The sequence below is a fragment of the Pseudomonas sp. MWU12-2037 genome (genome assembly GCF_023242345.1).
In the GTDB taxonomy this organism is placed as follows: Bacteria; Pseudomonadota; Gammaproteobacteria; order Pseudomonadales; family Pseudomonadaceae; genus Aquipseudomonas; species Aquipseudomonas gingeri_D.
Genome location: NZ_JALLIZ010000009.1, coordinates 112,168 through 126,378, shown reverse-complemented (window position 1 = coordinate 126,378; position 14,211 = coordinate 112,168). Strand labels below are relative to the sequence as shown.

The 14,211-nt window shown below is 61.4% G+C and carries 12 protein-coding genes; 9 read left to right on the top strand and 3 right to left on the bottom strand.

The genetic code is table 11. From position 1 onward, the window contains the following. Positions 1 to 75 precede the first annotated feature (75 nt). Entirely contained in the window at positions 76 to 1,701 is a 1,626-nt protein-coding gene (locus M5B42_RS18090; RefSeq protein ID WP_248746618.1) for a methyl-accepting chemotaxis protein, read from the bottom strand. Positions 1,702 to 1,982: 281 nt separating this feature from the next. Here M5B42_RS18090 and M5B42_RS18085 point away from each other — a divergent pair, with 281 nt between their 5' ends. Further along, positions 1,983 to 2,213 (top strand): hypothetical protein, encoded by a 231-nt coding sequence (locus M5B42_RS18085; RefSeq protein ID WP_100938572.1) that lies wholly within the window; start codon positions 1,983 to 1,985, stop codon positions 2,211 to 2,213. After that, positions 2,210 to 2,515 carry a cell division protein ZapA gene (locus M5B42_RS18080; protein ID WP_103498192.1) on the top strand — a complete coding sequence of 102 codons (306 nt, stop codon included), beginning with the start codon at positions 2,210 to 2,212 and terminating at the stop codon, positions 2,513 to 2,515. The genes M5B42_RS18085 and M5B42_RS18080 overlap by 4 nt, the downstream gene beginning before the upstream one ends. Positions 2,516 to 2,681: 166 nt before the next feature. On the opposite strand, the gene M5B42_RS18075 is transcribed toward M5B42_RS18080, so the two are convergent. After that, on the bottom strand, positions 2,682 to 2,945 hold the full coding sequence (locus M5B42_RS18075; protein ID WP_248746617.1) for a hypothetical protein: 264 nt from the start codon (positions 2,943 to 2,945) through the stop codon (positions 2,682 to 2,684). 390 nt (positions 2,946 to 3,335) lie between these two features. Beyond that, positions 3,336 to 4,376, bottom strand: coding sequence for a low specificity L-threonine aldolase (locus tag M5B42_RS18070; RefSeq protein WP_248746616.1), 1,041 nt, complete (start codon positions 4,374 to 4,376; stop codon positions 3,336 to 3,338). Between the two features lie 439 nt (positions 4,377 to 4,815). On the opposite strand from M5B42_RS18070, the gene glyA reads away from it, so the two are divergent. The 7 genes from glyA to fdhA all read left to right on the top strand — a co-directional run bounded on the left by glyA (position 4,816) and on the right by fdhA (position 14,030). Then, positions 4,816 to 6,069 carry a serine hydroxymethyltransferase gene (glyA, locus tag M5B42_RS18065; protein ID WP_248746615.1) on the top strand — a complete coding sequence of 418 codons (1,254 nt, stop codon included), beginning with the start codon at positions 4,816 to 4,818 and terminating at the stop codon, positions 6,067 to 6,069. Positions 6,070 to 6,092: 23 nt separating this feature from the next. Then, positions 6,093 to 7,343 carry a sarcosine oxidase subunit beta gene (locus tag M5B42_RS18060; RefSeq protein ID WP_100938568.1) on the top strand — a complete coding sequence of 417 codons (1,251 nt, stop codon included), beginning with the start codon at positions 6,093 to 6,095 and terminating at the stop codon, positions 7,341 to 7,343. A gap of 14 nt (positions 7,344 to 7,357) precedes the next feature. Beyond that, positions 7,358 to 7,687 carry a sarcosine oxidase subunit delta gene (locus M5B42_RS18055; protein WP_100938567.1) on the top strand — a complete coding sequence of 110 codons (330 nt, stop codon included), beginning with the start codon at positions 7,358 to 7,360 and terminating at the stop codon, positions 7,685 to 7,687. Continuing rightward, entirely contained in the window at positions 7,684 to 10,701 is a 3,018-nt protein-coding gene (locus M5B42_RS18050) for a sarcosine oxidase subunit alpha (protein WP_248746614.1), read from the top strand. Before M5B42_RS18055 ends, M5B42_RS18050 begins: the two co-directional genes overlap by 4 nt. A gap of 210 nt (positions 10,702 to 10,911) precedes the next feature. Continuing rightward, a complete protein-coding gene (gene soxG, locus M5B42_RS18045; RefSeq protein WP_100938565.1) occupies positions 10,912 to 11,544 on the top strand; it encodes a sarcosine oxidase subunit gamma family protein in 633 nt (210 codons plus the stop codon). 217 nt (positions 11,545 to 11,761) lie between these two features. Continuing rightward, entirely contained in the window at positions 11,762 to 12,619 is an 858-nt protein-coding gene (gene purU / locus M5B42_RS18040; RefSeq protein WP_248746613.1) for a formyltetrahydrofolate deformylase, read from the top strand. Between the two features lie 211 nt (positions 12,620 to 12,830). After that, positions 12,831 to 14,030, top strand: a complete 1,200-nt coding sequence (fdhA, locus tag M5B42_RS18035) for a formaldehyde dehydrogenase, glutathione-independent (protein WP_103498198.1) — start codon at positions 12,831 to 12,833, stop codon at positions 14,028 to 14,030. Positions 14,031 to 14,211 lie beyond the last annotated feature (181 nt).

Sequence of the window (14,211 nt, the reverse complement as noted above, 5' to 3'; positions counted from 1 at the left end):
TCGCAAAACTGCGGCGCGACATAGATCCTGTGGGAGCGGAGCTTGCCCGCGAATGGGCCGACCCAGTCTTAAGCCTTACAGACTGAAGCGCGCCACCATGCTGTTCAAATCCACCGCCAGGCGCGACAGCTCATTGCTCGCGGCGCTGGTCTGGTTTGCCCCGGTCGCCGATTGCACCGACAGATCGCGGATATTCACTAGGTTGCGATCCACCTCGCGGGCCACCTGAGCCTGTTCTTCCGCCGCACTGGCGATCACCAGGTTGCGTTCGTTGATCTCGACAATCGCCGTGTTGATGGTGTCCAGCGCCATCCCTGCGCCCTTGGCGATATTCAAGGTCGACTCAGCCCGATCGGTGCTGTTGCGCATCGAATCCACTGCTTGCTCGGTCCCACCCTGGATACTGCCGATCATCCGTTCGATTTCGCTGGTGGACTGCTGGGTCCGGTGCGCCAAGGCACGAACCTCATCCGCCACCACGGCAAAACCACGCCCGGCTTCCCCGGCCCGTGCCGCTTCAATCGCCGCGTTCAAGGCCAGCAGGTTGGTCTGGTCGGCCAGCCCGCGGATCACATCCAGCACCTTGCCGATATCCTGGGATTCCTTGGCCAGGTTGCCGATCAGCGTCGCGGTGCTCTGCACATCGCTGCTCATGCGTTCGATGGCGCCGACGGTTTCCTGGACCAGGTCACGACCGTCGCCGGCCGAGGCGGTGGCATGCTTCGAGGCTTCGGATGTGCTCACGGCATTGCGCGCGACTTCTTCCACGGCACTGGTCATTTCATTGACAGCGGTGGCGGCCTGCTCGATCTCGTTGTTCTGCCGTACCAGGCCCTTGGCGCTTTCGTCGGTGACGGCGTTCAGCTCTTCCGCCGCCGAAGCCAGCTGGGTTGCCGAACCGGAAATACGCTGCAGGGTGTCACGCAGTTTCTGCTGCATCTTGACCATGGCCTGCAACAGGCGACCGGCTTCGTCGTTGCCCTCGGCCTTGATCGGCCGGGTCAGGTCGCCTTCGGCGATCTGCTCGGCGGCGGTCAGGGCGTCGGCGATAGGGTGGGTGATGCTGTTGGTCAGCAACCAGGCGAGCAGGAGGGTCAGGCCGGTGGCGGCCAGCAGCAGGCCCACCACCATATTGAACGCCAGACTGTATTGGTCGGCGGCCTGTTGATGGGTATCGTCGGTCTGCTGGGTATTGATCTGCACCAGCTTCTCGAGCACGTTGTTGATTTGTTCGGAGTTGGCCAGCAACTCGCTGTTGATCAGGGCCGCCAGTTCCGTGACCTGATTGTTGCGCGACAGGCCCTTCATCCGGTCTTCAAGCTGACGGTACTGGCCGAGCACCTGCACATAGCGGTCGTAGGCCGCACGCTCTTCAGGACTGGTGATCAGTTTTTCGTAAATCGCCTGGGCCTTGCCGATCTGCTGGTTGCGCTGGGTGAACAGGTCGAGGATTTTCTGTTGCTCGTCGGGCGCGCGGTTGGTCACCAGGCGATAGGACAGGACCCGCAGGCGCAGGGTCAGTTGGGTGAGGTCGTCGAGGCTCTTGATGCTCGGCACGCTGTTGGTGCTGAGCTCTTCGGCGGCGCCGCGGATCTTGCTCATCTGGTTCAGGGCAAAGATCCCCAGGATCAGCATCAGCGCGCCGATCAGGGAGAAGCTGAGGAATGCGCGCGGGGCGATGTTCATATTGCGTAGGGACATGGTGGCTACCTGAGAGGAGGGCGCATTCCGTGCGACTTTTAAAGCGTGTCTGAATGACCTATCGGTCATTCGACTAAAGTCTTAAGCCCCTGCGCGTATTTGTCGCAGGTGAAGGTTTCCGACAGAGGGTGGGGAACATGTCCTGGCAATCGCAGTCCCTAAGGTTCGAAGAAAAGTGTCCCGCCAGGAAAATCAAGGCTTTGCGACAGTTTTCCCCTGGCAAACAGGGGGGCTTTTCTTTATCGTACGCGCCCTTTGAAACTGCCCGAGAGATCAAGAAAATGTTGGAAGCTTCCCTGAGTCAATTGGAACAACTGGTCAGCGAGCTGGTTCAGCAAAAACAGGAACTGTTGGCCGCCAATACCGCGCTGAGCACCGAGCTGGCCCAGGCCAAGGACGAAAACGAAAGCCTGCAACTGAGCCTGATGGAACAGGAAGAAAAGCACGGCGCCACCGCCGCCCGTATCCAGGCGCTGGTCGAGCGTGTCAGCGCAGGTCCCGTGAGCGCATGAGAACCAGCAGCGATGGGGTGACCGTCATCTCGATCCTCGGCGAGGAGTACTCGATCAAGGCCCCCGCCGGCCAGGAGCGGACCTTGCAGGACGCGACGGTAATGCTCCGGGCGGCGTTGGCCGACACCAAGAAGAAGTTCCCCACGCTGATCGGCGACAAGCTGCTGGTATTGGCGGCGTTGAACCTGTGTTCGCAGCAGATCGAAGCACAGCAGCGTCACCGTGAGGAGCTCGACCGTTATCAAGAGCAGGTCAACGCCACGGTCGATGTGATTGCGCGGTCAGTGGGGCAGCCGGGATAGTTTCGTGGGGGCCGTATTGGCTGTCTTGGGCCGAATAGGGAACGTTGACGGCGATCAAGGCCCGCTTATATGGAGGGTTCATTTATCCGTGTTGAACCGGTGAGCCGTATTGACGACCTCCCTTGGATAAATGAACCCGGCATACCCGGCACCAGGGCTATGGCATTCAGGCTGGGCGTTTTAGAAGTGTCTCAATATGGGTTGGTGTTGGAGATGTTTGTACGAATAAAACAAGATCCCAACTGAAACTTAGATTTTGCAGGAGAGCCTTCTCGGTTACATTTCCATGGTGATTCTGACCGTTAATACGTACGGCGATATAATCACCGACCTGTGCGCTAACAAGAATCTCACGGTGCGCTTCATTGGTTGGAACTTCAAATTGCGGAAGATTGTCGAAGAAAATCAGAATTTCTAGTGGTTGTGGCATGGCAAGTAACCTCAATTATTTATTCCAGGTAGGGTTATTTCCTATGCCTTAATCGATACTGCCGAGCGCTCACTGCCTGTCTCATCGCTCAAGGTCGCACCGATATTATTTTGACGTGCGGGACAGCGTCTACTGTCAGAACTGACAGTAGACGTGGCAGGGCTTTTATGTTCTCGAACTTGAGGTGATATGGCGGAGAGTAGAGATTGTTTTTTATAGGTTTTATTTTTTACGGCTGAGTATTTGGAGATGGATTATTTCCATCGCCGATCAGAGGAGAGGGTTTTATTATTAAAGGTTATAAAAAAACTGGTGTGTCTGTGGGTTGAAGAGGTCGACCTGATATATCGCGCTTTATCTTAAGATAAAGCGCGATTAAAAGCGGTCGGGTCAGATCGACATGACTTCCCGAATATCCGCCGCCAGTTCCCGTACCCGTGCTTCCTCGGTGTCCCACGAGCACATGAAGCGCGCGCCGCCCTTGCCGATGAAGGTGTAGAAGCGCCAGCCCTTGGCAGTCAGCGCGGCGATGGCCGATTCTGACAGTTGCAGGAACACGCCATTGGCCTCCACCGGGAACATCAGTTCCACACCGGGAATATCCTTGACCAGGCTGCTGAGCAACTGCGCGCAGTGGTTGGCGTGGCGTGCGTGCTTGAGCCAGGCGTCGTTTTCCAGCAGGCCGACCCAGGGCGCCGAGAGAAAGCGCATTTTCGAGGCCAACTGCCCGGCCTGCTTGCAGCGGTAGTCGAAATCCACCGCCAGGTCGTGATTGAAGAACAGGATCGCTTCACCCACCGCCATGCCGTTTTTCGTGCCGCCGAAGCACAGCACGTCGACGCCGACCTTCCAGGTCAGTTCGGCCGGGGTGCAGCCGAGGTAGGCGCAGGCATTGGAGAACCGCGCGCCGTCCATGTGCAGGTGCAGGCCGAGTTCCTTGCAAGTGGCGCTGATGGCGCGGATTTCATCCGGGGTGTAGACGCTGCCGACTTCGGTCGCTTGAGTCAGGGTCACCACGCGCGGCTTGGGGTAGTGGATATCCTGGCGCTTGAGGGCGATTTCGCGGATCGAGTCCGGGGTCAGCTTGCCGTTTTCGGTGCGCGCGGTGAGCAGCTTGGAGCCGTTGGAGAAAAACTCCGGCGCGCCGCACTCGTCGGTCTCGACGTGGGCGGTCTCCGAGCAGATCACGCTGTGGTAGCTCTGGCACAACGACGACAGGGCCAGGGAGTTGGCCGCGGTGCCGTTGAAGGCGAAGAACACTTCACTGTCGGTTTCGAACAGCTGGCGGAAGCCGTCGGCGGCGCGCTGGGTCCATTCGTCGTCGCCGTAGGCGCGCTGGTGGCCGTGGTTGGCCTGTTCCATGGCGGCCCAGGCCTCGGGGCAGATACCGGAATAGTTGTCGCTGGCGAATTGTTGGCTCTTGTCGGTCATGGCCCGGTCCTTGTGAACGATTATGGTGCGCACTGTAACCAGAATTGACCTTATCGCACAGGCACAGTTTCCGTAGGAAAAGCCTCTATAGATCGAAAGGTTGACGCTGTCCTTGTAGGAGCAGGCGGTCCGGCGTTCCGGCTTGCCCGCGAAGGCGTCGGTATTATCAACCCGATCTTTCGGATAGCCCGCACCGGCCTCTTCACGGGCAAGCCCAGCTCCTACAGGGGTTGTGGCGTTTTCAATATCCCTGTTCCAGACGCTGTTCGGCCCTCGACTATCTCAGCGCGCCAAGCCATGTCGTAAACGCACCTTTGCGTGGCGTCCATAGGCATTTGATCGGTCTGCGTCGGCCCTACCATCGCATTCAAAGGGCACTGCCGTCAGGCAACGGCCCCACTGATAAAAATGGCGCACCGCCGCCGCTGGGAGAGACGCGATGTTCAGCAAGCAAGACCAGATCCAGGGTTATGACGATGCACTGATGGCGGCCATGAATGCCGAGGAGCAGCGCCAGGAAGATCATATCGAGCTGATCGCGTCGGAAAACTACACCAGCAAGCGCGTCATGCAGGCCCAGGGCAGCGGCCTGACCAACAAATACGCCGAAGGTTATCCGGGCAAGCGCTACTACGGCGGTTGCGAACACGTGGACAAGGTCGAGGCCCTGGCCATCGAACGCGCCAAGCAACTGTTCGGCGCCGATTACGTCAACGTCCAGCCGCACTCCGGTTCCCAGGCCAACGCCGCGGTCTACCTGGCCCTGCTCAACGCCGGCGACACCGTGCTGGGCATGAGCCTGGCCCACGGCGGTCACCTGACCCACGGCGCCAAGGTCAGCTTCTCCGGCAAACTCTACAACGCCGTGCAGTACGGCATCGACACCACCACCGGCTTGATTGACTACGACGAAGTCGAGCGCCTGGCCGTCGAGCACAAGCCGAAAATGATTATCGCCGGTTTCTCGGCCTACTCGAAAACCCTCGATTTCCCACGCTTCCGTGAAATCGCCGACAAGGTCGGTGCTTACTTCTTCGTCGACATGGCCCACGTGGCCGGTCTGGTCGCCGCCGGCCTGTACCCGAACCCGCTGCCCTACGCCGACGTGGTCACCACCACCACCCACAAGACCCTGCGCGGTCCCCGTGGCGGCCTGATCCTGGCCAAGGCCAACGAAGAACTGGAAAAGAAATTCAACGCCGCGGTATTCCCCGGCGGCCAGGGCGGCCCGCTGATGCACGTGATCGCCGCCAAGGCGGTGAGCTTCAAGGAAGCCCTGGAGCCGAGCTTCAAGGTCTACCAGCAGCAAGTGATCGATAACGCCCAGGCCATGGCGGGCGTATTTATCAAACGCGGCTACGATGTAGTGTCCGGCGGTACCGACAACCACCTGTTCCTGGTCAGCCTGATCCGTCAGGGCCTGACCGGCAAAGAGGCCGATGCCGCCCTGGGCCGTGCCCATATCACCGTGAACAAGAACGCCGTGCCGAACGATCCACAGTCGCCGTTTGTCACTTCCGGTCTGCGCATCGGTACCCCGGCCGTCACCAGCCGTGGGTTCAAAGTGACCCAGTGCGTTGAACTGGCGGGCTGGATCTGCGACATCCTCGACAACCTCGGCGACGCCGATGTCGAAGCGAACGTCGCCAAGCACGTGACAGCCCTGTGCGCGGATTTCCCGGTTTATCGCTGAGAGCGGTTTTGGAGTAAATGACTATGCAACGCTATTCGGGCTTCGGCCTCTTCAAGCACTCTCTCAGCCATCACGAAAACTGGCAGAAAATGTGGCGCACGCCGACCCCGAAAAAGGTCTATGACGTGGTCATCGTCGGTGGTGGCGGGCATGGTCTGGCGACCGCCTACTACCTGGCCAAGGAACACGGCATCACCAACGTGGCCGTGGTCGAGAAGGGCTGGTTGGGCGGCGGCAACACCGCCCGTAACACCACCATCGTGCGTTCCAACTACCTGTGGGACGAGTCGGCGCACCTGTACGAACACGCGATGAAATTGTGGGAAGGCCTGTCCCAGGACCTGAACTACAACGTGATGTTCTCCCAGCGCGGTGTCTACAACCTCTGCCACACCCTGCAGGACATCCGTGATTCGGAGCGTCGGGTCAGCGCCAACCGCCTCAATGGCGTCGACGGCGAACTGCTCAACGCCCAGCAGGTGGCGGACGAGATTCCGTATCTGGACTGCTCGAAGAACGCCCGTTACCCGGTGATGGGCGCTACCGTCCAGCGTCGCGGCGGCGTGGCCCGCCACGATGCCGTGGCCTGGGGCTTCGCCCGTGCGGCCGACGCCCTCGGCGTGGACCTGATCCAGCAGACCGAAGTGATCGGTTTCCGCAAGGAAAACGGCGTGTGCATTGGTGTCGAAACCAACAAGGGCTTTATCGGCGCCAAGCGCGTCGGTGTGGTCACCGCCGGTAACTCCGGGCATATGGCCAAGCTGGCCGGTTTCCGCCTGCCGATCGAATCGCACCCGCTGCAAGCGCTGGTGTCCGAGCCGATCAAGCCGATTATCGACAGCGTGATCATGTCCAACGCCGTGCACGGCTACATCAGCCAGTCCGACAAGGGCGACCTGGTGATCGGTGCCGGTATCGACGGCTACAACGGCTACGGCCAGCGTGGTTCGTACCCGGTGATCGAGCACACCATCCAGGCCATCGTCGAGATGTTCCCGGTGTTGTCCCGCGTGCGCATGAACCGCCAGTGGGGCGGCATCGTCGACACCACCCCGGACGCCTGCCCGATCATTTCGAAAACCCCGGTCCCGAACATGTTCTTCAACTGCGGTTGGGGCACCGGCGGCTTCAAGGCCACACCTGGCTCGGGCAACGTGTTTGCCGCGAGCCTGGCCAAGGGTGAAATGCACCCGTTGGCCGCTCCCTTCTCCATCGACCGTTTCCACAACGGTGCGTTGATCGACGAACACGGTGCTGCTGCGGTCGCCCACTAACAGGAGAAATCCCTATGTTGCATATCTTCTGTCCTCATTGCGGCGAGCTGCGCTCCGAAGAGGAATTCCACGCTTCCGGCCAGGCGCATATCCCGCGTCCACTGGACCCGGGCACCTGCACCGACGAGCAGTGGGGCGACTACATGTTCTTCCGCGACAACCCCCGCGGCCTGCACCACGAGCTGTGGGACCACGTTGCCGGTTGCCGTCAGTATTTCAACGTGACCCGCGACACCGTTACCTACGAGATTCTCGAAAGCTACAAGATTGGCGAGAAGCCGCAATTCACCGCTAAAGCAGACAGTTCGAAAGTGCCCGGCGCGGCTGTGGGAGAGAAGGTATGAGCCAGGTCAATCGCCTGTCCAACGGTGGTCGGATCGACCGCAACAAAGTCTTGAGCTTCACCTTCAACGGCCAGGTCTACAAAGGCTTTGAAGGCGACACCCTGGCCGCCGCGTTGCTCGCCAACGGTGTGGATATCGTCGGTCGCAGCTTCAAGTATTCCCGGCCACGGGGCATCTTTGCCGCCGGCGCCGAAGAGCCGAACGCGGTCCTGCAACTCGGCGCCACCGAAGCGACCCAGATTCCTAACGTGCGTGCCACCCAGCAAGCGCTGTATCAGGGCCTGGTGGCCACCAGCACCAACGGCTGGCCGAGCGTCAACAACGACATGATGGGGATTCTCGGCAAGGTCGGCGGCAAGCTGATGCCACCGGGCTTCTACTACAAGACCTTCATGTACCCGCAGTCGTTCTGGATGACCTACGAGAAGTACATCCGCAAGGCCGCGGGCCTCGGTCGCTCGCCGACCGAGAACGATCCGGACACCTACGACTACATGAACCAGCACTGCGACGTGCTGATCGTCGGTGCCGGCCCTGCCGGTCTGGCCGCAGCACTGGCCGCCGCGCGCAGCGGTGCGCGGGTGATCCTGGCCGATGAACAGGAAGAGTTCGGTGGCAGCCTGCTCGATTCGCGCGAAAGCCTCGATGGCAAGCCGGCGGCCGAGTGGGTCGCCAGCGTTATCGCCGAATTGAAAGGCCTGCCGGACGTCCTGCTGTTGCCGCGCGCCACCGTCAACGGCTACCACGACCACAACTTCCTGACCATTCACGAGCGCCTCACCGATCACCTCGGTGACCGTGCGCCGATCGGCCAGGTGCGTCAGCGTATCCACCGGGTTCGCGCCAAGCGCGTGGTCCTGGCCACCGGTACCCATGAGCGTCCGCTGGTCTACGGCAACAACGACGTGCCGGGCAATATGCTCGCCGGTGCCGTTTCGACCTACGTCCGCCGTTACGGCGTGGCCCCGGGCAAGAAGCTGGTGCTGAGCACCAACAACGATCACGCCTATCGCGTGGCTTTGGACTGGCTCGATGCCAGCCTGCAAGTGGTGGCTATCGCCGATGCCCGCAGCAACCCGCGCGGCGCACTGGTGGAAGAGGCGCGGGCCAAGGGGATTCGTATCCTCACCGGCAGCGCCGTGATCGAAGCCCGTGGCAGCAAGCACGTGACTGCGGCGCGCGTCGCCGCCATCGACGTCAAGGCTCATAAAGTCACCAGTCCTGGCGAGTGGCTGGAGTGCGACCTGGTGGCCAGCTCCGGCGGCTACAGCCCGGTGGTTCACCTGGCCTCGCACCTGGGCGGCAAACCGACCTGGCGTGAAGATATCCTCGGTTTCGTACCGGGCGAAGCACCGCAGAAACGCGTGTGCGTCGGCGGTATCAACGGCGTCTACGGCTTGGCCGATGCCTTGGCCGACGGTTTTGAAGGCGGCGTTCGCGCGGCCAGCGAAGCCGGTTTCAAGGCGGTCGAAGGCGTGCTGCCCAAAGCCCTGTCGCGTCTGGAAGAGCCGACCCTGGCGCTGTTCCAGGTGCCCCATGAAAAAGCTACCGCACGGGCGCCGAAGCAATTCGTCGACCTGCAGAACGACGTCACCGCCGCCGCCATCGAACTGGCGACCCGCGAGGGCTTCGAGTCGGTCGAACACGTCAAGCGCTACACCGCGCTGGGCTTCGGCACCGACCAGGGCAAGTTGGGCAACGTCAACGGCCTGGCCATCGCCGCCCGTTCGTTGAACGTGACCATCCCGCAGATGGGCACCACCATGTTCCGCCCGAACTATACGCCGGTGACTTTCGGCGCGGTCGCCGGCCGTCACTGCGGGCATATCTTCGAGCCGGTGCGCTACACCGCCTTGCAGGCCTGGCATGTGAAGCAGCGCGCCGAGTTCGAGGACGTGGGTCAATGGAAACGTCCATGGTACTTCCCGCGCAACGGCGAAGACCTGCACGCGGCGGTCAAGCGTGAGTGCAAGGCCGTGCGTGACAGCGTTGGCCTGCTCGACGCCTCGACCCTGGGCAAGATCGATATCCAGGGCCCGGACGCCCGTGAATTCCTCAACCGTATCTACACCAACGCCTGGACCAAGCTCGACGTGGGCAAGGCGCGCTACGGCTTGATGTGCAAGGAAGACGGCATGGTCTTCGACGACGGCGTCACCGCCTGTCTGGCCGACAACCACTTCCTGATGACCACCACCACCGGCGGCGCGGCTCGCGTCCTGCAGTGGCTGGAGCTCTACCACCAGACCGAGTGGCCGAACATGAAGGTGTACTTCACCTCCGTGACCGACCACTGGGCGACCATGACCCTGTCCGGGCCGAACAGCCGCAAGCTGCTCAGCGAAGTGACCGACATCGACCTGGACAAGGACGCGTTCCCGTTCATGACCTGGAAAGAAGGCCTGGTCGGCGGTGTGCCGGCGCGGGTGTTCCGGATCTCCTTTACCGGCGAGCTGTCCTATGAGGTCAACGTCCAGGCCGACTACGCCATGGGTGTGCTGGAGAAAATCGTCGAGGCGGGCAAGCAGTACAACCTGACCCCGTACGGCACCGAGACCATGCACGTGCTGCGGGCCGAGAAGGGTTTCATCATCGTCGGCCAGGACACTGACGGCTCGATGACCCCGGACGACCTGAACATGGGCTGGTGTGTCGGCCGGACCAAGCCGTTCTCCTGGATCGGCTGGCGCGGGATGAACCGTGAAGACTGCGTGCGTGAAGAGCGCAAGCAGTTGGTCGGGCTCAAGCCGATCGATCCGACCAAGTGGCTGCCGGAAGGCGCCCAGCTGGTGTTCGACACCAAGCAGACGATCCCGATGAAAATGGTCGGTCACGTGACCTCCAGCTATGCCCACAACTCCCTTGGCTATTCGTTTGCCATGGCGGTGGTCAAGGGCGGCCTGAAGCGCATGGGCGAGCGGGTGTTCGCACCGCTGGCCGATGGCAGCGTGATCGAGGCGGAAATCGTTTCTTCGGTGTTCTTCGATCCGAAGGGTGATCGCCAGAACATCTGAGGTGCTCCTTGTGGGAGAGGGTTTGCCAGCGATCCGGGCACCGCGTTGTACGGATCGCCAGCAAGCCGGCTCCTACAGGTTTCGGTAAGGCACAGAATTGAGGTCGGACGCGGACTTTTGTAGGAGCCGGCTTGCTGGCGATGACGGCAGCACAGTCACCACAGGGTCCACGGACAACCGCAAAGACAGAATTCAACACAGGTGTTTCACATGACCACAGCCAACGTTTACCAACAACGCCCGACTTCCGGGGCCAAGGCCGAGTCGTCGTTGCACCATGCCGACCTCGCCAGCCTGGTGGGTAAAGGCCGCAAGAACGCCGGTGTCACCGTGCGGGAAAAAAAATTGCTCGGTCACCTGACCATTCGTGGCGATGGCCATGACGCGGCCTTCGCCGCCGGCGTGCACAAGGCCCTGGGCCTGGAACTGCCCGTGGCACTGACCGTGGTTGCCAAGGGCGATACCAGCCTGCAATGGCTTGGCCCTGACGAGTGGCTGCTGATCGTCCCGAGTGGCGAAGAGTTCGCTGCCGAGAAGGCGCTGCGCGAAGCCCTGGGCGACCTGCATATCGCTATCGTCAATGTCAGCGGCGGCCAGCAACTGCTGGAGCTGAGCGGCCCGAACGTGCGCCAGGTGCTGATGAAGTCCACCAGCTATGACGTGCACCCGAACAGCTTTCCGGTGGGTAAAGCCGTCGGGACGGTGTTCGCCAAGTCGCAACTGATGATCCGCCACACCGCCGAAGACACCTGGGAGCTGGTGATCCGTCGCAGCTTCTCGGATTACTGGTGGTTGTGGTTGCAGGATGCGGCGGCCGAGTACGGTCTCAGCGTCCAGGCCTGAGGTTTTGTGTGATCTGTAGGAGCCAGCTTGCTGGCGATGGACTCACGGGCGCCGCAGTGTTTCAGGCGCCCAGCGTTATCGTTGGCCTCCATCGCCAGCAAGCTGGCTCCTACAGGGTTTGGTGTCGTATACAAGGGTAAGGATTGCCTGGAGTTCTCTACCAAGAGGCTCGCGATCAACCGCTTGGCGGTTGCCCCTCACGAACAGGAGTCAAGCAATGAGCCGCGCCCCCGATACATGGATTTTGACCGCCGACTGCCCCAGCGTGCTCGGCACGGTGGATGCGGTGACCCGCTATCTGTTCGAGCAGGGCTGCTACGTCACCGAGCACCACTCGTTCGATGACCGCCTCTCGGGGCGTTTCTTCATTCGCGTGGAGTTTCGCCAGCCCGACGGTTTCGACGAACTGGCCTTCCGCGCCGGCCTCGCCCTGCGCGGCGAGTCCTTCGGCATGCTGTTCGAACTGACCGCGCCGAACTACCGGCCGAAAGTGGTGATCATGGTCTCCAAGGCTGATCACTGCCTCAACGACCTGCTCTACCGCCAGCGCATCGGCCAATTGTCCATGGACGTGGCCGCCGTGGTCTCCAACCACCCGGACCTCAAGCCCCTGGCCGACTGGCACCAGATTCCCTACTACCATTTCCCGCTGGACCCGAACGACAAGCCGGGCCAGGAACGCCAGGTCTGGCAGGTGATCGAGGAGTCCGGTGCGGAGCTGGTGATTCTCGCCCGCTATATGCAGGTGCTCTCGCCCGAGCTGTGTCGCAAGCTCGACGGCAAGGCCATCAATATCCACCACTCGTTGCTGCCCGGCTTCAAGGGCGCCAAGCCCTATCACCAGGCCTATAACAAGGGTGTGAAACTGGTGGGGGCCACCGCGCACTACATCAACAACGACCTGGACGAAGGCCCGATCATTGCCCAGGGCGTGGAAGCGGTGGACCACAGTCATTACCCCGAGGACCTGATCGCCAAGGGCCGCGATATCGAAGGGCTGACTCTGGCCCGGGCGGTGGGTTATCACATTGAGCGGCGAGTTTTCTTGAACGCCAACAGGACGGTCGTTCTCTGATTTTTTTGCTGCCGGTGCCGGCCTCATCGCCGGCAAGCCGGCTCCCACAGAGGACGCGGTGCCTGCCGTGAAGCAATACCCCTGTAGGAGCCGGCTTGCCGGCGATGAGGTCTGCAAGAACAACGCAACAACCACAGGCAATAACCCGAGCAATCTACGCGCTGCCCCCTGGCAACGTGTTGCTACATAAAAACAACAGCGAGGTGAAAGCATGTCTGGCAATCGTGGTGTGGTGTATCTCGGCAATGGCAAGGTCGAGGTGCAGAAAATCGACTATCCGAAAATGCAGGACCCACGCGGCAGGAAGATTGAGCACGGTGTCATCCTGCGCGTTGTCTCCACCAACATCTGTGGTTCGGACCAGCATATGGTCCGTGGCCGTACCACTGCCCAGACCGGCCTGGTCCTGGGTCATGAAATCACCGGTGAAGTGATCGAGAAGGGCAGCGACGTCGAGAACCTGAAACTCGGCGACCTGGTCTCGGTCCCTTTCAACGTGGCTTGCGGACGCTGCCGTTCCTGCAAGGAGCAACACACCGGCGTCTGCCTGACCGTCAACCCGGCCCGTGCCGGCGGTGCCTACGGTTATGTCGACATGGGCGACTGGACCGGTGGCCAGGCCGAATACGTGCTGGTGCCGTACGCCGACTTCAACCTGCTCAAGCTGCCGGATCGCGACAAGGCCATGGAGAAGATCCGCGACCTGACCTGCCTCTCCGACATCCTGCCTACCGGCTACCACGGCGCGGTCACCGCGGGTGTTGGTCCAGGCAGCACCGTATACATCGCCGGTGCCGGTCCGGTCGGCCTCGCGGCGGCGGCTTCGGCCCGCCTGCTGGGCGCGGCGGTGGTGATCATCGGTGACGTCAACCCGATCCGCCTGGCCCACGCCAAGGCCCAGGGTTTCGAAATCGCCGACCTGTCCAAGGACACCCCGCTGCACGAACAGATCGCCGCGCTGTTGGGCGAACCTGAAGTGGATTGCGCCGTCGATGCCGTGGGCTTCGAAGCCCGTGGTCACGGCCATGAAGGCGTGAAGCACGAGGCTCCGGCCACCGTGCTCAACTCGCTGATGGGCGTGGTCCGGGTGGCGGGCAAGATCGGTATTCCGGGCCTGTACGTGACCGAAGATCCGGGTGCGGTGGATGCTGCCGCGAAAATGGGCAGCCTGAGCATCCGCTTCGGCCTCGGTTGGGCCAAGTCCCACAGCTTCCACACCGGCCAGACCCCGGTGATGAAGTACAACCGCCAGCTGATGCAGGCGATCATGTGGGATCGGATCAATATTGCCGAGATCGTCGGTGTCCAGGTCATCAGCCTGGATGACGCACCGAAGGGCTACGGCGAGTTCGATGCGGGCGTGCCGAAGAAGTTCGTGATCGACCCGCACAAGCTGTTCAGCGCGGCGTAAGCAGTAAAGGGCAAGACGGAAAAAGGGCGACTTCGGTCGCCCTTTTTAGTGGGCGCGAATCCAGTTTGGATGAGGACCTTTTGGTCGATATTTCGGCGGTACACGGTTGTTGGCAGCACATCGTTTCTGTAGGAGCAGGGCTTGCCCGCGAAGCTTTTAGCGATCTCAAGGGCCTCTTCGC